The sequence below is a fragment of the Streptococcus sp. LPB0220 genome (assembly GCF_008727815.1).
Classification (GTDB): Bacteria; Bacillota; Bacilli; order Lactobacillales; family Streptococcaceae; genus Streptococcus.
This window is the reverse complement of the sequence record NZ_CP044230.1, coordinates 1959065-1983546: the sequence shown is the minus strand read 5'-3', so window position 1 is coordinate 1983546 and position 24482 is coordinate 1959065. Positions and strand designations below refer to the sequence as shown.

Below are 24482 nucleotides of genomic sequence, written 5' to 3'. Positions count from 1 at the left end.
TTACTTTTAGTAACGGAAGGGCTTTTTCTGATTTTTCCTGCTCCACTTGTGTGCAAAGTGGTATAATAATCATAATTGAAATCAAAAGAGACAAGACTATGGAAGAAAAAATAATTTTACCACAAAATACACGACTGATGGGGGCTCTGCTTGGTTTTATCGGAGGGGGCCTCGATGTTTTTTGCCACATGCACTACCGGAGTTTGGTCGCGACCCAAACGGGGAACCTCCTGCTTCTCATCGCTGATTGGCACGATCCCCGTGTCGAAAATACCATCATGCGTTTTTCATCTATTCTATTTTTCTCGATCGGCTTTTTGGTTGCACTCCATATCAAAGAGTATCGCAAGACAGCCTTTTGGCGGACCAAGATGTTGATTCCTTTGTTTGTGGTAACACTCCTGATTCCCTTGGTGTCTGTCATACCACCTGTAGAAGTTCCCTTTATTGCTTTTGGAACAGGGATGATGATGTTGACCTTTACAGGGAGCTTGATTGAAACCCATCCTTACGTGATCTTTATGACTTCCGGAAATTACCGCAAGATGCTGACGGCCTTGTACCGAATCACTCGAGGAAAGGGAGATTTGGACGAGTATCGCAGACAAGCGATGAATTACGGGATTGTCGTTGGAAGCTTTATTGCGGGAGCTATTAGCGTAGCCATTCTCATGCATTTCATTCACCAATGGGCCATCTGGCTGATCACAGTGAACCTCTTTTTGATCATGACCTACTACACCGCCAGAGTCAAACAACTCGGCCTGCAAACAGACAATCTATAAAAAGAGGCTGGGACAAAAGTCCTAGCCTCTCAATTATTTTTGGATTGTCGAGCAAGACGCAGTGGTTGCGTGGGCTCTACTACGCTGATTTCATCAGCTTTTACAGCCCTACTCAACTGTGCGGAGGTGGGACGACGAAATCGAATTCTAACGAATTACCGATTTCTGTCCCACTCTCGCTTTTTGTATTTCTATGCTTTTAATTGTAAGAGTTCTTCAATTTCAGCAAGGGTACTGGCTTGAGAGATGGCTCCGCGGAGTTTGGCTGCACCTGAGGTACCACGGAGGTAGTGAGGAGCGAGGCCACGGAATTCACGAACGGCAATGTGCTCACCTTTGAGATCGATCAAGCGTTTCAAGTGTTCGTAAGCAATCTTCATCTTGTCTTCAAAAGTCAAATCAGGCAGGATTTCTCCTGTTTCAAAGTAGTGATTGATTTGGTTGAAGAGATAAGGATTGCCCATAGCAGCGCGACCAATCATGACCGCATCAGCACCGACTTCTTCGATCCGTTGTTTGGCGTCTTGAACCGTACGGATATCTCCGTTTGCGATAAATGGAATCTTAGTTAGGGCCTGTGCAACCTTGTGAAGGGTCTCAAGGTCCGCATGACCCGTATACATTTGCTCCCGAGTTCGTCCATGCATGGCGAGGGCAGAGACACCCGCGGCTTCAGCAGCGAGCGCATTTTCAACTGCTAGAGAAGGGTCCGACCAACCCGTCCGCATTTTAACAGTGAGGGGGATATCAAGGACGGATTGAACCTTATTGATGATGGAGTAGATCTTGTCGGGGTCCTTGAGCCACATGGCACCCGCTTCGTTTTTCACGATCTTATTCACCGGGCAACCCATGTTGATATCGACGATATCGGTCTTGGTATTTTCTTGGATAAATTCAGCTGCGCGTGCGAGGCTATCTTCGTCACTTCCAAAGAGTTGGATCGATACAGGATTTTCTCCTTCATCGATATGGAGCATGTGAAGCGTCTTTTCATTGTTGTACTGGATTCCCTTGTCAGAGACCATTTCCATCACAACGAGCCCTGCTCCCAGTTCTTTGGCAATGGTCCGGAAAGCCGAGTTGGTCACTCCAGCCATTGGGGCTAGGACAGTACGGTTAGGGATTTCGACATCCCCGATCATAAATGGCGTATTAAGATTTGTCACGAATGAGTTCCTCCAAGTCATTTTCGTCAAAGTGGTAGTGGGTTTGGCAAAATTGGCAGGTAATCTCTGCACCGTGATCTTCGTCTTTCATCTCTTTTAGATCACTAGCTGGCAGACTTGCTAAAGCGTTCAAGAAACGCTCACGGCTGCAGTCGCACTGGAAGCGAAGTCCTTCTTCAGAGAGGCGTTTGAAAGGTTCATCCCCATAGATAGCGGCAAGAAGAGCTTCAATATGGTCTTCAGATTCCAAAAGTGTGGAGATGGCAGGCATTTCTTGGATGCGTTTTTCAAAGCGCGCGATTTCTTCTTCCTTGGCATTTGGCAAGACCTGGAGCAAGAAGCCACCCGCCACTTTAACCTTATCTTCGTCATCCAACAGAACATTGAGTCCAACTGCAGATGGTGTTTGTTGGCTTTCTGTCAGATAAAAGGCCAGGTCTTCTCCGATTTCACCGGTTACAAGAGGGGTCATGGAGTTATAAGGATTTCCCGTACCATAATCTGTGATGACCAAGAATTCTCCGTTTCCGACAAATGGTCCGACCAGAACTTCACCGGTCGCGGTTTTCTTGATATCCACTCCAGGATTCTGCACGTAGCCTTTCACATTTCCCTTGGTATCTGCCACGGTGATGATAGCTCCGAGTGAGCTAGTCCCAAGGACTTTGACCGTAATTTTAGTTTCTCCTTTCTCGTTTGCCGCCAAGATTTGGCTGGCAATGAGGGTACGGCCAAGTGCGACCGTGGAGCTAGCTTGTGTATGATGTTTTTCTTGGGCTGTTCGTACAGTTTCTGTACTGTCTAGTACATAAGCACGAAAAGCACCACTTTCTGAGATAGTTTTAATAATTTTGTCCATACCTACTATTTTAGCACAAATCAAGCAAAGTGGGGACAAGGAGAATTCCGAAAATCAGTCGTTTCAGAAGAAGGACGAGAAGAAAAGAAAATTCCGAACGTTATTTCTAGAAAGAAGCAATTTCCAAGTAAAAGACGAGTTTCATAGAGAAGTTGGTTTAAAAAGAAAGGAGAAAAATAAACGATAGCCGAGTGGATCTTGAAAAAACATTAAAAATTGCTTATAATAGAGTGTAAGACAAACTTGCAGGTGAGACTCCTGCCCTTAGTTTGAAGAAAGGCATAGATAGGCAACTATCTATGGTATATGAAAAAGAATTATGACATCAGTTGTTGTAGTAGGAACCCAATGGGGTGATGAAGGAAAAGGGAAGATTACAGACTTCCTATCAGCCAATGCAGAAGTCATTGCTCGCTATCAAGGTGGGGACAATGCCGGGCACACCATCGTAATCGACGGCAAAAAGTTCAAGTTGCACTTGATTCCTTCTGGTATCTTCTTCCCTGAAAAGATCTCTGTCATCGGAAACGGCGTGGTGGTCAACCCTAAATCATTGGTCAAAGAGTTGGCTTATCTTCATGAAGAAGGTGTGACAACGGACAGTTTGCGCATTTCAGACCGTGCCCATGTCATCCTTCCTTACCATATCGAATTGGACCGTCTCCAAGAAGAGTCTAAAGGCGACAACAAAATCGGAACGACCATCAAAGGGATTGGACCAGCCTACATGGACAAGGCTGCGCGTGTGGGAATCCGGATCGCGGACCTTTTGGACCGCGACGTCTTTGCGGAACGTCTTCGTATCAACTTGGAAGAAAAGAACCGTCAATTTACCAAACTCTATGATGCAGAGGCTCTGTCATTTGACGATATCTTCGAAGAATACTATGAATATGGTCAACAAATCAAGCAATATGTAACCGATACTTCTGTTATCTTGAACGATGCTTTGGATAACGGCAAGCGCGTGCTCTTTGAAGGAGCCCAAGGGGTTATGTTGGATATCGACCAAGGAACCTATCCATTTGTAACCTCTTCAAACCCAGTCGCAGGTGGGGTGACCATCGGATCAGGTGTCGGCCCAAGCAAGATCGACAAGGTTGTCGGTGTATGTAAAGCCTATACCAGCCGTGTTGGTGATGGCCCATTCCCTACGGAACTCTTCGATGAAGTGGGTGATCGGATCCGTGAAGTCGGCCATGAGTATGGGACAACAACCGGTCGTCCTCGTCGTGTTGGTTGGTTTGACTCAGTTGTCATGCGCCATAGCCGTCGCGTGTCAGGAATTACCAACCTTAGCTTGAACTCGATCGACGTTCTGTCCGGCTTGGATACAGTGAAAATCTGTGTAGCCTACGACTTGGATGGGGAACGCATCGACCACTACCCAGCAAGCTTGGAGCAACTCAAACGTTGCAAACCAATCTATGAAGAATTACCAGGCTGGTCAGAAGACATCACAGGTGTCCGCCACTTGGATGAGCTTCCAGAAAATGCCCGCAACTATGTCCGCCGTGTCGGTGAATTAGTTGGTGTGCGCATTTCAACCTTCTCAGTCGGACCAGATCGTGACCAAACCAATATCCTTGAAAGTGTGTGGTCTAGTTTATAAGCAAATGAAGATAAGAGAGTGGGACAGAAATCGGTCATTCGTTAGAATTCGATTTCATCGTCCCACCTCCGCACAGTTGAGTAGGGCTGTAAAAGCTGATGAAATCAGCGTAGTAGAGCCACTCAACCACTGCGTCTTGCTCGACAATCCAAAGACAATTGAGAGGCTAGGACTTTTGTCCCAGCCTCTTTTTGAAAGCAGAAAGAGGAAAAAATGTATCAAACGATTTTATTTGACCTAGACGGCACCTTGACCAATTCAGAACTAGGGATTACCAACTCGGTGGCCTATGCCTTAGGAAAATATGGGATTCAAGTGCCAGACAAGAAAGCATTGAGAGTTTTCATCGGTCCGCCCTTGCAGGAGTCTTTTGAGCGCTTTTATGGATTTTCTAAGGAAGAATGTTTAAAGGCCATTGACTACTATCATGAGTATTTTTCCGAAAAAGGCCTTTATGAAAATGAGGTCTATCTAGGCGTTCCTGACTTGCTGGCTTCTCTCAAGCAGGCTGGCAAACAGTTGATTGTAGCTACGTCAAAGCCTGAAGAATTTTCCATTCAAATTCTCAAACACTTTGGTTTGTATGATTATTTTGACTTTGTCGCTGGTGCGACCATGGATAGAAAACGTAGTAAAAAAAGCGATGTTATCCAGTATGCCTTGGAGCAAAATGGGATTACAGATTTGGCGCATACCATCATGATTGGAGACAGGGAGCACGATGTGCTTGGCGCTCAAGCGCAAAAGCTTGATTCTATCGGTGTCCTTTATGGCTTTGGAAGCAGGGAAGAATTGGAAGAAGCCGGCGCCACCTATATTGCTCAAGAAGTTGGCGAAATTGCAGCTTTTATAGGATAACCTTTTCCAAAATATTAAAAGTTGGAACTTTTCTAATCTGCTGAATATTGCTTGATTTAATATTTCTATCGGTGTACACTTACTGCAGGTTAAGTCACACAGATTAAGAGGTGATAATATGAATTTGTCACGATATATATTAAAATATAGTACTGATGATGGTACGTTGTATTTTAATACTAAAACCAATCATTCATTTTTTCTTACGAATGAATTGAATAGAGTAGTCGACAGCAATGATGTGATTAGGAAAGAGTTTCATGCTTATCTTGATAAAAATAAATATTTAAGTGAGGGTGAGTATGAGGTCGAAAAGTATCTATCTAAAATAAGCGATACAGATGCTGAATTATTGGAACTAACAATTTTGACACATGGAGATTGTAATTTTCGGTGTAAGTATTGTTATGAAAAATTTGAAAATATTGCTATGTCAACAGAGACAGAAGATGCCATTGTCCAATTTTTGAAAGAAAAACTTCAGTCCGGGAAGTATAAGTATTTGTCAGTAGGCTGGTTTGGAGGAGAACCACTGTTGGGATATAAAACTATCAAGCGGTTGTCTCCTGTTTTTATAGATTTATGTGAGAAATATCAGATTCATTATCAAAGTGCAATCACTACGAATGGTTATTTATTGACTAAGAATAAGTTTCGATATTTGAATGAAAAATTTAAAGTGACTAGTTACCAGATAACTTTGGATGGAGATGAAGAAAGTCATAATAATCAGAGAGTATTGCAAAACGGTGGGTTGTCGTATAATCGTATATTCGATAATTTGAAAGCAATGCAAGAAAGTAAATTTGATTTTATTTGTGTGATTCGCTTTAATGTAAGTAAAGATAACTATCAAAATGTTAAAGAGTTTTTAACACATGATGGTATCTATTTCAAAGATGATTCCAGATTTAAGATTTCTTATCATACTATTGGAAATTGGGGCAAAGGAGATAGAGATATAAATTACTGCGTTACTTTACTGGATAAAGATGCAAGTTTTGAATTATCTAAGTTAGCTGTAACTTCAGGATATCATATCTCTTCCCCAGAAGTTGTAGTGAATAATAATTATACCTGCTATTCTAATCGAAAAAATCATTTTATGTTTAATGTAAGAGGAATTGTTCAATCATGTACAGTTGCTTTATATGAACCTCAAAATATTTTCGGTAACATTAATAAAGGCTTTGTGAATTACAGTAAACTGAATGATTGGGTTATTCGGCTTGATGCAAGTTGCAAAGAGTGCCAATTTGTTTTAATCTGTAAATCTGGCTATTGTCCGATGGCCAAGCGAATTACGAAGACAAATTCACGCTATCTATGTAAAAGTGTGAAGGAAAAAATTCGTAAAAATTTAGCACTTTTCGCTTTGTCAAAATCTTATAATGACATTTTAGATGTGGACTAGAAAGGAAGATATCATGAAGGTTAAAGTGAATAACAAATTCGATGACAAAATGAATGCTAAACCTAGAGTATTTAACTATAATTGTGATTGTAAATAATCACGATTTTAAATAAATTAGAGAAGAGGGTTGTGCTAGCCCTCTATTTTGATGGATGATAATTATGAGAAATATTTATAAGTACATTGATAAGAAGTATCTTTTTCCTATTTTTTTAGGGCGTATTGTGAATAGTGGTTTGGTGTTGGCGCAACCTCTGATTTTAACGAAGGCCTTGAAGTTAGATCAAGACGGCCTTTCTTATGGAAAAATTCTCAATTTTGTTTTATTTGGTTTGTCTGTCTATCTTGTTATTTATAGTCTGATGCTGTTTTCAAACCATTCGCACAATATATTCCGAAGAGAAATCAACAAAAGTGTCCGTGCCCTTTTATTTAAGAAAGTCATATTGAATCCTAAATTTTCCAATGATGAAAAAGTTAGTCTGCTAACTCAAGATATGGAATATGTGGGCGATAATTATTTGGAAAATATAAATGTTATGGTGAGTTGGGGATTTGTCGCCCTTGTTACAGCCATTTATATTGTTTCACAAAATTTTCTCTTAGGACTTATTTTTGTCATTTTTACGATTATGAGACCTATTCCTCAGTTCATCATGAATCGTCGTTTACAAGATTCGGGAGACAGCTGGTCCAAGCTTAGAACGAAATTACATGGGTTTGTCTCGGATAGTATGCAAGGCAGCCAAACCTTACGGATTAATCAGGCCATGAGGCTGAATGAAGAGCGCGTGAATGATTTAAACGGAGAATATCAAAAAGCCATCCAAAGATTTTGTTTCACACATAATATTATTTTTTTCTTTAATGGATTTATGGTCTTTTTTAGTCAGGTTGTTCCTCTTGCTTTAGGCTTTTATTTGAGTTTACAGGGAAATTCTATTTCTATTACAAGCCTCATCTCTATGTATGTTGCTGCGGGGATGCTGGTAGAACCGATCCAAACTCTGATGTACAGTGCAGCCAATCTCCAAGGTGCCTTGCCGACTGCGAACCGCCTGTTTAAGATTATCGAGGAAGAACCTGATTTCGAAGAGACAAAGGATCAATTTGTTGAAAATCTCGAATCGTTGCGCTTAAATCATATTTCAAAAAGTTTTGCTGAACGTCAGCTTTTTTCTGATTTGACGGCGACGATTTCAGTAGGTCAGAAGGTCTTAATCAAAGGACCGAGCGGGTCTGGAAAGACGACTCTTTTTCGCTTGATTTTAGGAGAAGAAGTATGTGATGAGGGTGACATTTTCGTTCAGTATGATGGAAATCAAATAACGAGTCATTTCCAAGGGAATATCGGTTTAATTAGCCAGCATCCCTTCCTGTTTAACGATACTATCCGCTATAATCTAACTTTTGGTCAGCCTTTTCAGGACCATGAATTATTGGAGGTATTGGACCGAGTTGGCTTAATAGATGAATTTCAGGATATTTTGAATGTAGAAATTCATAATAATGGTGAAAACATTTCAGGAGGTCAGCGTGTCAGATTAGAGTTGGCTCGTTTTCTCTTACGCGAGAAGGATATTTTATTAGCGGACGAAGTGACATCAGCTTTGGACGAAAAAAATAGTCGTCTGGTTAGAGACCTAATCTTTTCTTTGCCGATCACGGTACTAGAAATAGCCCATCATATTGATGAAGAAGAGCGCTATGACCAAATCCTTGAGTTACGTAAAGGATGAGCGATGCCACAATAGTTGGTTCTGCGACAAAGCGGATAGTAGTAAGCCAGCAATTTGTCAGATATTTTTGAGATTCTAAGTGGTGATATTTCCAAAATCATCAATACTCAGAGAACTTAAGCTTTATTTAAGATAGGCCAGCTATACTAGAAGCATAAACAAAGACCTCCTAACTTTGTTTAAACCTCCTAAACTTTTTCATAATAATCTCCCATAAGAGTCGCCCAATCGGCGGCTTTTTTTGTGAGTCGTAAGCTGCCTATGGTATAATGAACAAAGAAACTAAAAGGAAGAAGGAAGAGATGGACTACACGATAGAGGAAAAAGCGATGTTTATGAGGGAAGCCCTGAAGGAGGCGGAGATTGCCCTCGCCAATGATGAAATACCGATTGGCTGTGTCTTGGTCAAGGATGGTCAGATTATCGGGCGTGGACATAATGCGCGTGAGGAGCTGCAGCGGGCGGTCATGCATGCGGAAATCATGGCGATCGAGGAGGCCAATCAGCGTGAAAATAGCTGGCGCCTGCTGGATACGACGCTTTTTGTCACGATTGAGCCCTGTGTCATGTGTAGTGGTGCCATTGGTCTAGCTCGGATTCCCCAGGTGATTTACGGGGCGACCAATCAGAAGTTCGGTGGAGCAGGTAGTCTCTACGACATTTTGGCAGATGAACGCCTCAATCACCGAGTCGAAGTAGAAACAGGAATCTTGGAAGCAGAATGTGCAGCCATCATGCAGACCTTCTTCCGCCAAGGTCGAGAACGAAAAAAACAAGCCAAACTCGCAGCCAAGGCCGAAACACAAGAATAAAAACCGGACCTTTGCAAATCGAACAAATTATGATATAATACCTATCGGAGCAACAGTTCTGCGTGAAGCGGGTCAGGGGAGGAATCCAGCAGCCCTAAGCGAAGTGAACTGTGTGCTCTTTTCTATTGCTCTTGATGAGTCAAGTCCAAGGGACGCAGACGAATCTTAGAGCAATGGATGCAGTTTTTCCCGTTAGGGAAAAAGCTGTAAACCGATAAAAGCTCTTAACGAATCAAGACTGGAAGGCACAACCGAACTTAGAGATATTGATCCTGAGGAGTGAAGCGACGTGAGGGCTATCACTTACCAGAGTCATGTTTATATTCAAAGAATAAAAGAGAAAAAATAGAGTTTCGTGAGAAGCTTCTTTTTTTGGATTTTCTAGTCAAAAATAGTACAAATATGCAAACGATTGCTATTGCGTCGTTGCTTGATTTGTGAAAATAAAAAAATTAGCAAATGAAAACGTTTTATAGATTGGTTTCCCTTGATTTAATCCGTGTAAAGCGATATCATATAGAAGAACAAAATTTGGAGGAATAACATGTCTCATATTAAATTTGACTACTCAAAAGTTTTGGGTAAATTTGTTGCCCCACATGAAGTGGAATACATGCAACCACAAGTGACTGCAGCTGATGAATTGATCCGTAAAGGAACAGGTGCTGGTAGTGACTTCCTAGGTTGGTTGGACCTTCCTGAAAATTATGACCGTGAAGAATTTGACCGCATCTTGAAAGTTGCTGAACAAATCAAATCAGACAGCGATGTTTTGGTCGTGATCGGTATCGGTGGATCATACCTTGGAGCGAAAGCTGCCATTGACTTCTTGAACCACCACTTTGCAAACTTGCAAACAAAAGAAGAACGCAAAGCGCCACAAATCCTTTACGCTGGAAACTCCATCTCATCTACTTACCTTGCTGACTTGGTAGAGTATGTTTCAGATAAAGATTTCTCAGTCAACGTGATTTCTAAATCAGGTACAACAACTGAACCAGCCATCGCTTTCCGTGTCTTCAAAGAACTCTTGGTGAAGAAATACGGTCAAGAAGAAGCTAACAAACGGATCTACGCAACAACTGACCGCCAAAAAGGTGCTGTGAAGGTTGAAGCAGATGCGAACGGTTGGGAAACATTTGTAGTTCCAGACGATATCGGTGGACGCTTCTCAGTATTGACAGCAGTTGGATTGCTTCCAATCGCTGCATCAGGTGCAGATATCAAAGCCCTTATGGAAGGTGCTAACGCAGCTCGTAAAGACTACACTTCAGATAAACTTTCTGAAAACGAGGCTTACCAATATGCAGCTGTTCGTAATATCCTTTACCGTAAAGGCTATGCAACTGAAATCTTGGTAAACTACGAGCCATCTCTTCAATACTTCTCAGAATGGTGGAAACAATTGGCTGGTGAGTCAGAAGGGAAAGATCAAAAAGGAATTTACCCAACTTCAGCTAACTTCTCAACAGACTTGCACTCATTGGGTCAATTTATCCAAGAAGGAACTCGTATCATGTTTGAAACAGTTGTCCGCGTTGACAAACCTCGTAAGAACTTGATTATCCCTACTTTGGAAGAAGACCTTGACGGACTTGGATACCTTCAAGGAAAAGACGTTGACTTCGTAAACAAAAAAGCAACTGACGGTGTTCTTCTTGCCCACACAGACGGTGATGTACCAAACATGTACGTAACTCTTCCTGAGCAAGATGCCTTCACTCTTGGTTATGCCATCTACTTCTTCGAATTGGCCATCGCCCTTTCAGGTTACTTGAACGCTATCAACCCATTTGACCAACCAGGTGTTGAAGCTTACAAGAAAAATATGTTTGCCCTTCTTGGTAAACCAGGATTTGAAGAACTTGGAGCAGAACTCAACGCTCGTCTTTAATCAATAGACAAAACGGCTTCGTAAGAGGTCGTTTTTTTGTATCTATTTCCCCATTTAGTGATGAATTGGTGCCTTCAGGTGATTTATGATATAGTAGAAGGAGCATTTTTATACTTTGTTCATCAAATGATTTTCACTCACTATGATCATCAAATGAGACAAAGAGAATCAAAAAGGAGAGAGTATGACAAGAGAAGATAAACAGTCTTTTGCAGTGCCGGAAGAGGAGCAAATAAAGGAATCTTTTCCCAATGAACTTCAAAAAGATCAGTTAGAGGCAACTGTTGAGATGCGATCCAAACGTAATTGGAAAAAAATAATTTTATTATCAATGTTGGCTTTAATCATCATGTTATGCGGAGTGATTAGTTTATTATTTGGTAAAATTGCTGGTTATGCATGGGGGAAGTCTGCTCAGACAGTCAAAGAATCCCAACGTTTCGAACTCTTAACTCGAGTGAAAGAGGAGGCGAAAAAAACAAAAACTGGTTTCGTATCCAAAAAAAATGACGTCATCTTTTTATGGACACTTAAGGATTTAGGTTTGTTAAGTTATAATAATTCATCTAAACTTGGATTAACAGCGGATCAGATTGTAGAAAATTATGGTTTAGCTTCATAAGCTAGATATAATCAAGATGGATTAAGTCTAAGTTGGACTAATTTGATCGGTTCAAACCAGCAAGACTTAAGTTTTGAATTTGAAAAATATAATAATAACTATTATTTAAAGAGTGTATCCATTCGAGACTTGTATGGCTTATCTTCCCAAAAGATATCTAAAGAACAAAAAGAAAATAGTGACGATAGTGCATATGAATTTCGTTTGACGACAGAAGAGTATCAAAATCTGATGAAAGGAGATAAAAACACTGGAAAAGGCGGGACTCCATTGTCAGAAATCTTGAAAAAACATCGGGCATCCGTTGAAATAGAGACCGAGAAAAAAATAACAAGTGAAGGAGAAGAATATAAATCTAATAGAGTGCTTGCGAATGTAACCTATCAAGTAGATGGTGATTATAAAACACTTCTATTTGTGGCGCAGCCAGATGGAGAATTTCTTTACATTGGATCGAAACGCTTCTAAGGGAGATTAATGAAAAATGAAAATAAATCGACTTATGAAATCAAATAATAGTTGGTGGAATGATAAACTTAGAAGAGTTGGAAAAGATTTTTGGATTGCTTCTTCTATTGGGTACATTTTGCTAGGAATGATTATAGGGCTGGCTATCGGTTATTCTAAAGGTGTTAATATGATTACTAAAAAAGCCTATCCTGTGCTAAAAACACGTACAAAAAATAGTCGCTCCATACGTGATCAATCTAAAAAGATTATAGCTCCAAAAGATTCTGCTTTTTCTTGGAACATATCCCAGCTTTTAGAATTGAAGTTTGGGAGTCGAGAAAACCCTAAACAAGGTGTCATGATTGATGATTTCTTAGAGAAATATGGAAAAGCTCAAGAGGCATTAATTCATGATGATAAAATTGAGTTAATATGGCAAAACCTTGATAAATCTGACGTTAATGAGAATAGTTCTAATGAGATGATATTTGCTTATTTTGAGAAAGCAGAGGGAAGGTATTACCTTAAAAGCATTAATTATGACAGAAATTCTAATGATTTAGAGAAAGATCAGATGCCTGCCGATAAATATAACGGTCTGAAAGTAGGGAATCCAGAAACCGGGAAAGGTGGAGTTTCATATTCAGAAGTACTTAAAAATAATCATTCAGGGTCTATCATGATGTCGGCAGACCAAGATAAAATCACTCATGAAAATAAAACGAAAATGGTAATTGAATTTAAAAAAATATCATATAAAAAAATATATAAACTAACATTCTATAAACAAGAAAACGGAGATTACTGTTTGGCGACAAAAGAGGAAAGTAAATAGAACATTCATTTCATGAAATACTTGGTGACTAGAATGGGGAAGACATATATATACTGTGATACAGTTTTTAATGCTATAGTAGGGTAAGATAATAAAGTTAAGGAGTACGACATGTCAAGAGGAAGAAAAGTACAACGTGAATGGTCTAAGAATCATGGGAATCTGTACTCTTTTCCGAGTGCATTTTCGGATGAAGGACCTCAAGGGGCGATTTTTGAAGATCAAAAGAAACAAATAGGATTTCGGATTTCACGTAACATAATCCGAGTACTCTTGTCAGTGATCGTTGTATTCGTATTTTTTCTGATAGGAGTCTGGTATTATAAAAAAACAGTCGTTCATAGACCCGAAAATAAGATCATAAGATCTTCGGAAAGATATCAAAAAAAGAAATCTTCTACCAGCTCCTCGAATATTCAAGCGAGCAAAAGTGAGAATAAAAAAATTGGACAGATATTGAAAAAAGAAAATTCTGAGTGGGTTGATCCGTCTCAAGTAAGAGTTTTTTCAGTTGATGAAGTCTTTGAGCTAATGGATGCTACAAAGAAGCAAACGCTAACGCCTTCAGAAATAATTGAGAAATATGGAAAGGCGTTTGCAGGTTTACTTGATTATGATTCCTCGGGGAAAGAACGGGTAACCTTTTATTATAAGCTTTCTGACCAACAGGGTTTTTTCAAAATTATTATTAATGAGTTTGAAGGAAAAAGTCGTGTCGAGCGTGTCTATCTTGAAGTTACTAAAGCTCAAGCGGGCAAGGCGAATAAAACTTTAGAAGAATATCGTTCTTATTTGCCTAAAAGTGGTCAGGAAGGGATTGGGTTAATGGAGGCTATAAGCCAGTTTGGAATCCCTAAGAACAGTTACAGTAACAACCTGTATGAAGGGGAAAATAGTTATATATATCCTATACTTTACAACTGATCAAAGAAAAATAACCTTATCATTTAAAAAGAATCAGCAAGGGGAATACCGACTTGAGAATGTAACAGCATTTGGATAAAACGATCTCGCAAGAGGTCGTTTTTTTGTGCCTATTTCCCCATTTAGTGATGAATTGGCGCCATCAGGAGATTTATGATATAGTAGAAGGAGCATTTTTATACTTTGTTCATCAAATGATTTTCACTCACTGTGATCATCAAATGAGACAAAGAGAATCAAAAGGAGAGAGTATGACTACAGAAGATAAACAGCCTTTTTCAGTGCCGGAAGAGCCACAGATGCAAGAGACACCACAAGGAGAAGGACAGGTGAGAGGAGTTCAAATGCAGGGCCCTGCTTATCCATTTGAAGAAACAAATCCACAAATGCTTCCGCCTCAGTGGTCCTATCCAACTAAGCCAAAGCACAAGTGGAAAAAATTAGTACTATTTTCACTTTTAGCGCTTGTGATTGGTGGGCTTTTCGGTGGTGTGAGCGGATATATTTGGGGACAATCCTCTCAAACAAGTAAGGAGTCGCAACGATTTAAACGTTTAGAACGTGCAAAGACCGAAGCAAATGAAACAAAAGCAGGTTTTGTAACGGATAAAGAAAAGGTCATTTTCACATGGACTTTCAAGGATCTTGGCTTGTTGAGTTACACCAATCGGGAAGGTTATGGTTTGACAGCAGATCAGATTGTAGAAGTCTATGGGTTAGCATCCAGTGTTGAATATAAAAAGAATGCAATGGAGTTTACTTGGAATGACTCAAAGGCTACTGAACATCAGAATTTGAGAATGAGATTTGACGAAGTCGATGGCAATTATTATTTAAAAAGTGTGTCCGTGACGGAATTAGATGAATTGTATGAGCATAAAAATCCAGAGGATGATGATGATAGCGATGATGCCTCGAGCAATCGCGCCTTGACTGAAAAGGAATTTCGAAGTCTGAAAAAAGGAAACAAGCAGACAGGGCAAGGTGGGACAAGATTATCTGAGTTTTTGAAAAAACATCGAAAAACCGTCGAAATTGGGACAGAGCGCAAACTAACTGCCAATGGGGAAACATTTAAGTCTACACGTGTAGTGGCTACAGTACTCTGTGAGGTTGATGGGGATTTTAAAGTTTTGAAATTTTTAGCACAGCCTGATGGAGAATTTCGCTATATTGGTGCGGAACTAAATTAAGAGGAGGATAGAAGAGAGATGAGTATAAATCAAACACAGGTACCCTTTGGTGTACCAGTAAATCCTGGCCCTCAAAAAAGCGGAAAGGGCTTGTTCATTGGATGTGTGATTGGGTCAATTGTTTTAGGATTAGTGATTGGTCTTATTATTGGCCATTCTTTTGGTGTGAATGCCGTAACCAAGAAAGCTTATCCCCGTTTACATACCACTGCAGATAGTACAGTCTCAAAACGCGATATATCTTCTCGCTATATAGACCCAAAAGAGACAGCATTTGATTGGGATATTTCAAATCTCGGAGACTTGAAATTCGCTACCTACGATGACAAAGAGGATGCGATGTCTATCGAAGAGGTCGTAAAGAAGTATGGGAAAGCTTTAAAAGGTTCATTTAATGGGACAACTGTTGAGTTAGAATGGGGCAAACTCGAGAGGGACGATACAGATGAAGAAAGCACCGATTATAAGACCGCTAACGAGATGAATCTGACCTTTATGAAAATAGATGGTCATTATTATCTACGCAATCTATATTTCTCAGAAGATTATGACACAGCGGATGCCAATCCAATGGCGACCGATGATTATGATAAATTGAAAGTAGGAGATCCCAAAACAGGGAAGGATGGAATATCTTATAAAGAAGTGCTTAGTAGCAATACCCCATCCTCTATTTCGATAAGAGCAGACCAGGACTATAAAACTAAGGCCATTACGAATGAAATGGAAATCCGTTTTAAGTCATCTGGATCAGATGAAGATGAATATAAATTAAAATTTATCCAGCAAGCAGATGGGGATTATCGTTTGGCTTTAAAAGGAGATGAAGATTAGAAAGGAAATCGGTCTTTAAAAAGGAAGGTCCATATATTCTCGTTTGTACCCGAACGACTTCGCAAGAGGTCGTTTTTTTTTTACTTGTAAAGTAATTTCATAAACTTTCCCCTTAGATTCAATTATAAAAACACTAACTAGTTATTATTTTCGATCATTTGCTAATCTCATTTCTAAAATACTGATGATACAGGGTTTCTAGCTAGACAATAGCTATAGACACGTATTTTATACTCAAATCCTTTAATATAAAAAGTTATTTGAACATAAAAGTTGTCATTTGTTGTTTCATATTATAAAATGAAAGGTGAATGAAAATAATTGAAAAAGGAATGAAAATATGAAAAAGAACTTGGCTAAATTCTTGTTACTTTCATCTATGCTTGGTGGAATGGCAATTGCCCAACCAGTATCTGCGAATACAAAAGCTGCGGTTTATGAGTACAAAAATGGTCAGCTAGACCTTGTTCAAAAACCAACATATGAAGGTTTCGAATCGAATCAGCTTTCTTTGAAATTGAAAACAGGTCGTGTCGATGTAGTGGGAGCGCGTGAAGGCAAGAAAGAAAGTGCGCATGATGCGGGAGCCTACCAATTTGCATTGATCTACAAATCTGAAGGTGGCGAAGAAGAGACAGTTGCTAAAGGGCAAAATACAGCAGATGGGACGATCGAATTTGATGATGTGGATCTCTCTGGACTGAATTCTGGAACTGTTAAACTCTACATTCGTCAGACTACAAAAGATGATGGTCGCTTTAAACAGTTGGATAATGGAGAAGGGGAAGTAACAGTGTCCCTTGCTTACGATGGATCAGGACGCTTGATGGTGGATTCACTTGAAAGTTCCAACCCAATTTATCGTAATTTCATTGCAGGCTATAAAAGCCCTGGTACAGATGGGTCGACTTCACCAAGTACAACAAGCCCATCCTCAAGCTCAAGTAGCTCATCTTCTAGTTCAAGTAGCTCAAGTAGTTCGTCTTCAAGCTCAAGTAGCTCATCGAGCTCATCTTCAAGCAGCTCATCTTCAAGCTCCTCAAGTTCAACTTCTTCATCGAGCTCAAGCTCTTCTTCTAGTTCTTCCTCACATTCAAGCGACTCAAGCAAATCTGTAGTTGGCCGTTTATTGCCAAAAACAGGTCAAGAAACAGGTGTCGTTTTGGCAACATTGGGCTTGCTCTCACTTGCAGGGATTGCTATTGTCTCCCTTCGCAAGAAATTTTAAGATAAGCATCTAAAAGGTCGGATATCTCTCCGATCTTTTTTAGTCCATCCAGACAGGAGTTGGTCCTTGCTTGGTTTTATGTTATAGTAGAAGAGAAGAATAAAAAGGAGAATTCGAAATGTCCGAGAAAGATCAAGAACAATTTATGAAACATACTCCCGTAGAGGGTGCGCCTCAATTTGATGTGGCTGCGCCAGCCTTTGTCCCAAAAGAAGAAGCCGAAGACTTGGTCGTTCCAGAAGCTAGTGGCCTTTCAGTGACGGAGACGGAAGCAATGAAAGAAGAGGAAAACGAGCCAGTTATTTCAGAAACGGTGGAGCTTCCAAAGGTGGATGAAGCAACTGTTGGAGAACATCCGGATGTAGTTGCTGCTCCCCAACCGACTCCTCCATTCCAACCTGCACCTCAAGCTCCTCAAAATATGGCAGCTGAACCAATTGGTCCGCAAACAGTGCCTGTTCCTGAGACACCTATTCCACAAGCTCCTCTTTCTCCTGTTGGAAGACCGATGGATACTGCGGACAAGAAGGCGATTCGTTTTGCCCTTGGGATTTTAGTTGGGCTTCTTATCGGTGGAGTCAGTGGCTATTTGATTGGTCATGCTAGCCCTAGCACGTCATCATCTAGAAAGCAGACTTCTTGGTCAGGTAACCAGTCTGGTTCGTCTTCCAATATCGATTTGGATCAATTGACCGCAGAAGACGCGGAAGTTGATTTTAGCTGGAAACAGTCTGATATCGAGCAACTTCAGTTTTTAACAGGAAGTGATGCTGGGGAGACTCCTGAGGAAATGATTGAAGCTTATGGGAAAGCTAGCTCCGTTCAATTTGAAAGTGGAGAATTGAAATTATTTTGGGATGATAACTCTTATAATAAAGAGGTCAAAGCGACTTACTCTAAGAAAGGGAAAGAATTCCAGCTTGTCAAATTTGAATTTAATCAATTTGGGAAAAATCTTACGGTTGAGGACAACTTTGCAGATGGATTCAAAGTTGGAAATAGTGAGACCGGTGCTGGAGGAACCTCTTACAAAGAGCTTTTAGAAAAATACGGTGATGCAGTCAATCTGACGGTGAGTTCATCTGATGATTCAGACGAGATAGAATTGGTCATGGACTTCCAAAAGAAAAATGGGGACTACGTGGATTTGACCTTTATTCGCCAAGAAAATGGAGATTTTCTCTTGAGCAGTAAAGACAGCTACTAAAAGGATCAGACAAGAAAGAGGCAAGCGCCTCTTTTTTGGGATAAGACGAGACAAATACGCTAATTTTCTATACAATAGAAAGAGTTTGAATAGAAAGAGCATGAAGGATGGAAGAATTGAAACAGTGGATAGAACATCATAAGCGGATCCTCCAAAAAGCTGCAAGTGCTTTGCTGGCTTTTATGGTTGGTGTTTGCTTGGTGTTTATGATTCATCCAGTGAAAACCTTGCCCAAAGATCGCTTGTTGAGTTTGTCTCGCATGCAAGAAGACAGCCAGCAATTTGTTGCGTCTTCTTCCAAAGAGCCGGCTTTAGAAGACTTGTTGTCATTGGACCTTGCAAGGGGAGAAGGAAAGACACAAAAAAATTGGGTGACTTTATCTGCATTCGTCAAAAAAATTGGAAAAGCAGCGAGTTTTACACAAGAAGATACGAGTTTTGGAGCGCAAGTCCAGCTAGGCTATGGGACTCCTGTGCAGGGGATTCATCCTTATACCATAGAATTTCAAAAGCAGGATGATACTTTTTATTTGAGCTCGATTCAAGGCTTTGCGCCCCAATCGGCTCACTATCAGAGCAAAAAGAACTTAAAACTGGCAGATTTTACAGGCTATCAGACGCTAGATGGAAAAAAGGAAAAGGGGACAGCAGTAGAAGATGTCTTGAAAAAATCAGGTCTTCCCAATTCTCTTAGTTTGACCTCTGCAAAGGACAAGCAAGTCCTAGCCCTGTCTTATCAGGTGACAGATGGACTGGTCTCTTTAACCTTTGAACGTGACCAGAGTGGTCAATATCGTTTGGCGAAGAAGGGGTGAAGCAGATGATCGAGTGGATGAAAAAGAATCGAAAAGAACTCTTGCTGCCGTTTTTGTGTTTTGTTTTAGGAGTGTTACTTGCGATTGCAAGCATCCAGGTGCAAGAGCAAGGAACCGATACCAAGGAGGACCAAACCCTGACTCATTTCCAGCCAAAGGATTACAAGAATTTGGTCAGCAAGGAACAAGAAATCAAACAGTTTAAATGGACCATCGAAGCTGTGGCAAATTTGAAAGTTCGTCTTAAGCAGAGTCAGCAACCAGGAACCCGCTTGGAAACAGTTGTGACGGAATGGGGAAAAGCTCAAAAAGTTCGCTACACTAAGACAGCCCAAGGGGATAAAACGGTTCTCGTCTTAACCTATGCGGCTAAGCAAACCGATCAGGGCAAGAAAAGTGTAACCTTGTGGTTTGAACAGGAAAAAGACCAGGGGTATCGCTTGACAATGGTGGATGCGACGAATTTGTTGGATGTAAAAGAGAAGACAAACAGTGAGAAAGAAATCACTACTGAAAAAGAGAAAAAAGGTACAGAATTCGCCCAGCTCATTAAGAAACTAGGAAATCCCCAACGATTGGTCTGGGGGGAAATGCCAGATGGCGGAATGGGCTATCGCGCGACTTACCAGCTACCAGGACAGCCAGAAGTGGTGATGGAATTCAAGAAAAAAGCCAAGAAATTGGTGTTGGTATAAGAAAGGAGACATCATTGGACGATCAACGGACAGACATCAAGGCAGCTTCCTCTCACCAGGGTGGGAGCCGCTTGATTTCAGAGGCTGACCTTGCTTCAATAGGGATGGACAATCATCAGGATACTAGAAGCCATTCAGATACGATGGCGTCTTCCCCTTCTTCCTCAAAAGAGGGGATTGGTTCGCTTTTGCGATTTTTTGGGTGGTTCGCCTTGTTAATGGCTTTTGTGTTTGTGCTTCAAAACGAAGTTAATAAAAGCTCTTCTTCATCTTCTTCGAGTGAGGGGATCAATGGTTTATCACGTGATGGTATCAGAACGGAATATCTGACCAGTGAAAATAGTTCTTATATCGCCTCAGCTAATGAATTTCAATTTCAGCCAACCTATGAAAAGGCCATGTCTCTCATTCCTAATTTTGCAGTGGAAGAAAAAAAGACCTCTTTTGGGACGGTAGACCCACAAGATGTCGTTGCAGCATTAGGTAAAGCGAGGAGTGGGGAAGCAACGTATAGTGATAGCAGTTCCAGTCCCTTTTTGCTGACATTAGATTACCAATCAAAGGATGCAGATGGGAAGGTTCTTCTTGAAAAAACAGGTGCCTTTTACAGGATCTCTCTTTTAAGTTTGAAACACTTAAAAAGTGACCGATTTGCGAATAAGAATGGGAGCTTGACGAAGGACGATTTTGCCACTATCAAGGTCGGAATGCCTTATTTGGACCTACTCAATACGGTAGGGATTCCGGATGAAATATATGTATCTGGGCTTTTAGGTTACGGGGAAGCGCCTTCCTTTACCTATCGATTATCGGATTCTCAAACGGTTCAAATCCATTTTGATAGCCGGCAAACCATCAAGGATATCAAATCGAAAGAGGTAGCGACCACACCAGCTTCCTCTACATCTACAGCACAGTAAAAAAATCAGCCGAAGCATTTTAAATAAAAGGAGAGGACAATGGGAAATAAAGACTGGTCGCATCTACGAAATGAGCACCAGAGTCGGTTTTCGAAAGGCCAGCCGAAAGAAGCACCCTTAGAAAAAGGAAGTCCTGAGAAGCTAGAAGATACGCTCACAAAAGAGCCAGAAGTGGTAGAAGTCCCTGCTTTTCAGGAAGAGGTGAAACAAGAAGAGGAACGAAAAGACGAACCAGCGATTGGTGTGAAGAAGGAATCGTATGATCCAAAGGAAGGCTCATTTGCTACACCTGAAGACGAATCAGCTCAGGTCGTTCTTGCTACACCACTAACAGAAGAAGCAAGGTCAGAAACACCAGCACAAGATACAATAGGGCAGTCTCCTTCAGCTGAGAAAAAAGTAGAGCACCAGGGTGGGAGCCGCTTGATTTCAGAAGCTGAACTGGCTTCAATAGGGGGAGGCAGGCATTCAGAACCAAGACAAACGGTACTAGACTCCCAATCGGATTGGGCGAAAACCTACTCTCCTTCCTCTAATAGTGGAGGGTCTTCGCTGGCAGCCTTTTTTGGATTATTGGCCATGCTGGGATTATTTGCCTATCTAGCTTCAGGAGGTATCCATAGTGAGGAACATCCTTCTTCTACTACTAGTGAATACGGAAGCACTGGCCGGTCTTATGGAACCAGAAAGGAAACCTTGAAGAGTGGTACGAGTACCTTGATTGCTCCGGAGGGGGAATTTCAGTTTCAAGTGACCTATGAGAAGGCGATTTCCCTGATTCCTGGTTTAAGTGAGGGGGATCAAGGCCGTACCTCTTCATCTTATCTGTCTCCGCAGGATGTGGTAGCTGTACTGGGCAAGGCTAGTAGTGGGGAAGAAACCTACCAAGAAGGTGGTGTCAGTCCTTTCATGACAAGCTTGGATTATGAGGCTGAAGGATCCCCTTCTTCTGTATCTGTTTTGCTTTCAAATATGATTAGTAGCCGTCTATCTTCTCTTAATTTTGAGAACTTAAACAGTGAGCGATTAGCCAATAAAAATGGCAGTTTGAACAGAGAGGATTTTGCCAATATTAAAATAGGAACCAGCTATGCAGAGCTTGTGAATACCGTAGGAATTCCTAGCCGTGTTTCTTGGTCGAGTATGATGAGTTCAGAGTCTTTTTTAACCTTTCACTATAAACTTTCTGATGCGCGTTTAGTTACGATTCACTTTGGAAGCAATCGCACCATCAGTGAAATAACAGGCCTGGAGGATTCGGCTACAACCACGTCGCCTTAGGTGTTCATCTTACTTGGATTGTGGTATAATATGGATACCTTTAATTGAAATGAATGGAGAATCTTATGACAGCACAAAAAATGTCTGCTCAAGAAATTATCGCTTTTATCGGAAATGCAGAAAAGAAAACAAATGTGAAAGTTACCTTTGAAGGGGAATTGGCAACAGCTGTTCCAGCTTCTGTCACAAAACTAGGTAATGTGTTGTTCGGTGACTGGAAAGATATCGAGCCCCTTCTTGCCAACTTGACAGAGAACAAGGATTATGTGGTCGAACAAGATGGCCGTAATTCAGCTGTTCCCTTGCTTGATAAGCGCTATCTAAATGCGCGTATCGAACCAGGCGCTATCATCCGTGACCAAGTGACCATCGAAGACAATGCTGTCGTGATGATGGGGGCTGTCATCAATATCGGTGCTGAAATCGGTGCAGGAACTATGATTGATATGGGGGCTATCCTTGGTGGTCGTGCAACAGTTGGTAAAAACAGCCACATCGGTGCAGGTGCCGTTCTTGCGGGTGTCATTGAGCCAGCTTCTGCTGAGCCTGTTCGGATCGGTGACAATGTCTTGGTCGGTGCCAATGCAGTTGTGATTGAAGGGGTTCAAGTAGGGAACGGATCCGTCGTTGCCGCTGGAGCTATCGTTACTCAAGATGTCCCTGAAAATGTGGTTGTAGCTGGTGTCCCAGCTCGCATCATCAAGGAAATCGATGAAAAAACACAACAAAAAACAGCACTAGAAGACGCCTTGCGTAATTTGTAATAAGGAATAAATAGATAAAAACCGGACTTCTAATCATTTAAGTGAACTATTTTTTACTGCGTGATAACCGAATAATCTTAGAAACAACATTGAAATAATTGCATGTTTTACGAGCCAATTGAGCGTAAAAAGGAGACTTTCCGCTGTGATAAAAACGCCTGCAGCTGAGTAGCTTCAGGCGTTCGGAATTTTTGAGACTGTAGGCTCAAAAATTAGTCATGGAACTTCTTAGAAGTTCGCTGACGTCCGTACTCACCTAAGGAAAGTCTCGAAAGAAAATTTGGTATTTAATCTAAGAGGCCGCAAGGCCTCTATTCTAATAGAAAGAAGACAACTATGACATTGGATTTAATCAAAATCAGACGGGATTTGCACCAAATCCCTGAAATTGGGTTGGAAGAATTTGAAACCCAAGCCTACCTCTTAGAGCGAATCGCAGAGATCACAGCGGGCAAGGACTTTGTTGAGCAACGGACTTGGCGGACCGGGATCCTGGTTTATCTCCATGGATCTGCGCCTGAAAAAACGATCGGCTGGCGGACAGATATCGATGGCTTACCGATTGTGGAACAAACGGGCCTTGATTTTGCCTCCAAGCACGAAGGACGGATGCATGCTTGTGGTCATGATATGCACATGACGACAGCTCTTGGGCTTTTGGACCAACTGGTTCAAGTACAACCCAAAAATAACCTTCTCTTTTTATTCCAACCAGCTGAAGAAAATGAGGCTGGTGGAATGCTCATGTATAAGGACAATGCTTTTGGCGACTGGCTCCCTGATGAATTTTATGGTCTGCATGTACGCCCTGATTTGAAGGTGGGGGACATTGCGACCAATACGGGTACTCTTTTTGCAGGGACCTGTGAAGTCAAGATCACCTTTACAGGAAAGGGAGGGCATGCCGCCTTTCCACATGAGGCCAATGACGCTCTTGTAGCAGCCTCTTACTTTATTACCCAAGTCCAATCGGTCGTGAGTCGAAATGTCGATCCGATTGAAGGGGCTGTGGTGACCTTTGGTTCCATGCATGCAGGAACAACCAATAATGTGATTGCTGAGACAGCCTTCCTTCATGGGACCATTCGGACCTTGACCATGGAGATGAATCTTTTGACTCAAAAACGGGTCAAAGCCATTGCAGAAGGAGTTGCAGCAGCCTTTGATGTGAAATTGAACCTGGAACTCAAGCAAGGGGGCTACCTGCCTGTGGAAAACCAACCAGAATTGGCCAAAGAACTCATGGACTTTTTCACAGCTGAGAAAGACGTGAACCTGATTGATATTCTGCCTGCGATGACAGGAGAAGACTTCGGCTTTCTCTTGAGCAAAGTCCCGGGTGTCATGTTCTGGCTGGGGATTGATACCCCTTATGCCTTGCACCATCCGAAGATGAGCCCAAATGAAGCAGCCCTTCCCTTTGCTGTGGAAAACATTGGTAAATTTTTGAAAATGAAGGCCAACCAATAAAGGAATGATTCAACTCCGTCTGGAGTTGGATTTTTTCTTTGTTGTAAAAAAACTGTTCGGATCTTTCCTAAAAAATGATACAATAAAAGCTAGACAAAAGGA

General features: G+C 41.2%; 23 protein-coding genes and 1 other RNA gene. 22 read left to right on the top strand and 2 right to left on the bottom strand.

Translation table 11 applies throughout. The features are described from left to right. The first annotated feature begins 98 nt into the window (after positions 1-98). A complete protein-coding gene (locus tag LPB220_RS10060; protein WP_150906667.1) occupies positions 99-785 on the top strand; it encodes a YoaK family protein in 687 nt (228 codons plus the stop codon). 191 nt (positions 786-976) lie between these two features. Here LPB220_RS10060 and dusB read toward each other — a convergent pair whose 3' ends face one another. Beyond that, positions 977-1954, bottom strand: coding sequence for a tRNA dihydrouridine synthase DusB (gene dusB / locus LPB220_RS10050; protein WP_003012894.1), 978 nt, complete (start codon positions 1952-1954; stop codon positions 977-979). After that, positions 1941-2813 carry an Hsp33 family molecular chaperone HslO gene (gene hslO, locus LPB220_RS10045; protein WP_061591390.1) on the bottom strand — a complete coding sequence of 291 codons (873 nt, stop codon included), beginning with the start codon at positions 2811-2813 and terminating at the stop codon, positions 1941-1943. The genes dusB and hslO overlap by 14 nt, the downstream gene beginning before the upstream one ends. Before the next feature lie 319 nt (positions 2814-3132). On the opposite strand from hslO, the gene LPB220_RS10035 reads away from it, so the two are divergent. The 21 genes from LPB220_RS10035 to LPB220_RS09930 all read left to right on the top strand — a co-directional run bounded on the left by LPB220_RS10035 (position 3133) and on the right by LPB220_RS09930 (position 24380). Beyond that, positions 3133-4425 (top strand): adenylosuccinate synthase, encoded by a 1293-nt coding sequence (locus tag LPB220_RS10035; protein ID WP_003014816.1) that lies wholly within the window; start codon positions 3133-3135, stop codon positions 4423-4425. Between the two features lie 213 nt (positions 4426-4638). Further along, positions 4639-5283, top strand: coding sequence for an HAD family hydrolase (locus LPB220_RS10030; protein ID WP_003002091.1), 645 nt, complete (start codon positions 4639-4641; stop codon positions 5281-5283). Positions 5284-5401: 118 nt separating this feature from the next. Then, positions 5402-6697: a radical SAM protein gene (locus LPB220_RS10025; protein ID WP_150906665.1), complete on the top strand. Its 1296-nt coding sequence runs from the start codon at positions 5402-5404 to the stop codon at positions 6695-6697. A gap of 161 nt (positions 6698-6858) precedes the next feature. Then, positions 6859-8436, top strand: a complete 1578-nt coding sequence (locus LPB220_RS10020; protein WP_150906663.1) for an ATP-binding cassette domain-containing protein — start codon at positions 6859-6861, stop codon at positions 8434-8436. A gap of 302 nt (positions 8437-8738) precedes the next feature. Beyond that, positions 8739-9248, top strand: a complete 510-nt coding sequence (gene tadA, locus LPB220_RS10015) for a tRNA adenosine(34) deaminase TadA (RefSeq protein ID WP_003016809.1) — start codon at positions 8739-8741, stop codon at positions 9246-9248. A 38-nt stretch (positions 9249-9286) separates the two neighbouring features. Further along, positions 9287-9382: signal recognition particle sRNA small type (gene ffs, locus LPB220_RS10010), an RNA gene on the top strand. Between the two features lie 410 nt (positions 9383-9792). Then, positions 9793-11142 carry a glucose-6-phosphate isomerase gene (locus LPB220_RS10000; protein WP_150906662.1) on the top strand — a complete coding sequence of 450 codons (1350 nt, stop codon included), beginning with the start codon at positions 9793-9795 and terminating at the stop codon, positions 11140-11142. A 184-nt stretch (positions 11143-11326) separates the two neighbouring features. After that, entirely contained in the window at positions 11327-11764 is a 438-nt protein-coding gene (locus LPB220_RS09995; RefSeq protein WP_061455819.1) for a hypothetical protein, read from the top strand. 42 nt (positions 11765-11806) lie between these two features. Beyond that, the gene (locus tag LPB220_RS09990) at positions 11807-12232 is read left to right on the top strand and encodes a hypothetical protein (RefSeq protein ID WP_061455818.1); all 426 of its coding nucleotides are present in this window, start codon (positions 11807-11809) and stop codon (positions 12230-12232) included. A 16-nt stretch (positions 12233-12248) separates the two neighbouring features. Next, complete coding sequence (locus LPB220_RS09985) at positions 12249-13049, top strand: hypothetical protein (protein WP_024054917.1); 801 nt, start codon at positions 12249-12251, stop codon at positions 13047-13049. Positions 13050-13160: 111 nt separating this feature from the next. Beyond that, on the top strand, positions 13161-13973 hold the full coding sequence (locus tag LPB220_RS09980; protein WP_024054918.1) for a hypothetical protein: 813 nt from the start codon (positions 13161-13163) through the stop codon (positions 13971-13973). Positions 13974-14044: 71 nt separating this feature from the next. Then, the gene (locus tag LPB220_RS09975; protein ID WP_128861622.1) at positions 14045-15166 is read left to right on the top strand and encodes a hypothetical protein; all 1122 of its coding nucleotides are present in this window, start codon (positions 14045-14047) and stop codon (positions 15164-15166) included. 18 nt (positions 15167-15184) lie between these two features. After that, positions 15185-16000, top strand: coding sequence for a hypothetical protein (locus tag LPB220_RS09970; protein ID WP_021154036.1), 816 nt, complete (start codon positions 15185-15187; stop codon positions 15998-16000). A 340-nt stretch (positions 16001-16340) separates the two neighbouring features. Then, positions 16341-17228, top strand: coding sequence for an LPXTG cell wall anchor domain-containing protein (locus LPB220_RS09965; RefSeq protein WP_021154035.1), 888 nt, complete (start codon positions 16341-16343; stop codon positions 17226-17228). Between the two features lie 118 nt (positions 17229-17346). Then, positions 17347-18435, top strand: coding sequence for a hypothetical protein (locus LPB220_RS09960; RefSeq protein ID WP_150906660.1), 1089 nt, complete (start codon positions 17347-17349; stop codon positions 18433-18435). A 107-nt stretch (positions 18436-18542) separates the two neighbouring features. Beyond that, entirely contained in the window at positions 18543-19250 is a 708-nt protein-coding gene (locus LPB220_RS09955; RefSeq protein ID WP_150906658.1) for a hypothetical protein, read from the top strand. A 5-nt stretch (positions 19251-19255) separates the two neighbouring features. Continuing rightward, positions 19256-19945, top strand: a complete 690-nt coding sequence (locus LPB220_RS09950; RefSeq protein WP_150906656.1) for a hypothetical protein — start codon at positions 19256-19258, stop codon at positions 19943-19945. A 14-nt stretch (positions 19946-19959) separates the two neighbouring features. Next, positions 19960-20865, top strand: coding sequence for a hypothetical protein (locus LPB220_RS09945; RefSeq protein WP_150906654.1), 906 nt, complete (start codon positions 19960-19962; stop codon positions 20863-20865). 39 nt (positions 20866-20904) lie between these two features. Next, on the top strand, positions 20905-22146 hold the full coding sequence (locus tag LPB220_RS09940) for a hypothetical protein (protein ID WP_150906652.1): 1242 nt from the start codon (positions 20905-20907) through the stop codon (positions 22144-22146). 65 nt (positions 22147-22211) lie between these two features. Continuing rightward, positions 22212-22910, top strand: coding sequence for a 2,3,4,5-tetrahydropyridine-2,6-dicarboxylate N-acetyltransferase (dapD, locus tag LPB220_RS09935; protein ID WP_003016885.1), 699 nt, complete (start codon positions 22212-22214; stop codon positions 22908-22910). 336 nt (positions 22911-23246) lie between these two features. Beyond that, entirely contained in the window at positions 23247-24380 is a 1134-nt protein-coding gene (locus tag LPB220_RS09930; RefSeq protein ID WP_150906650.1) for an N-acetyldiaminopimelate deacetylase, read from the top strand. The last annotated feature ends 102 nt before the right edge of the window (positions 24381-24482 follow it).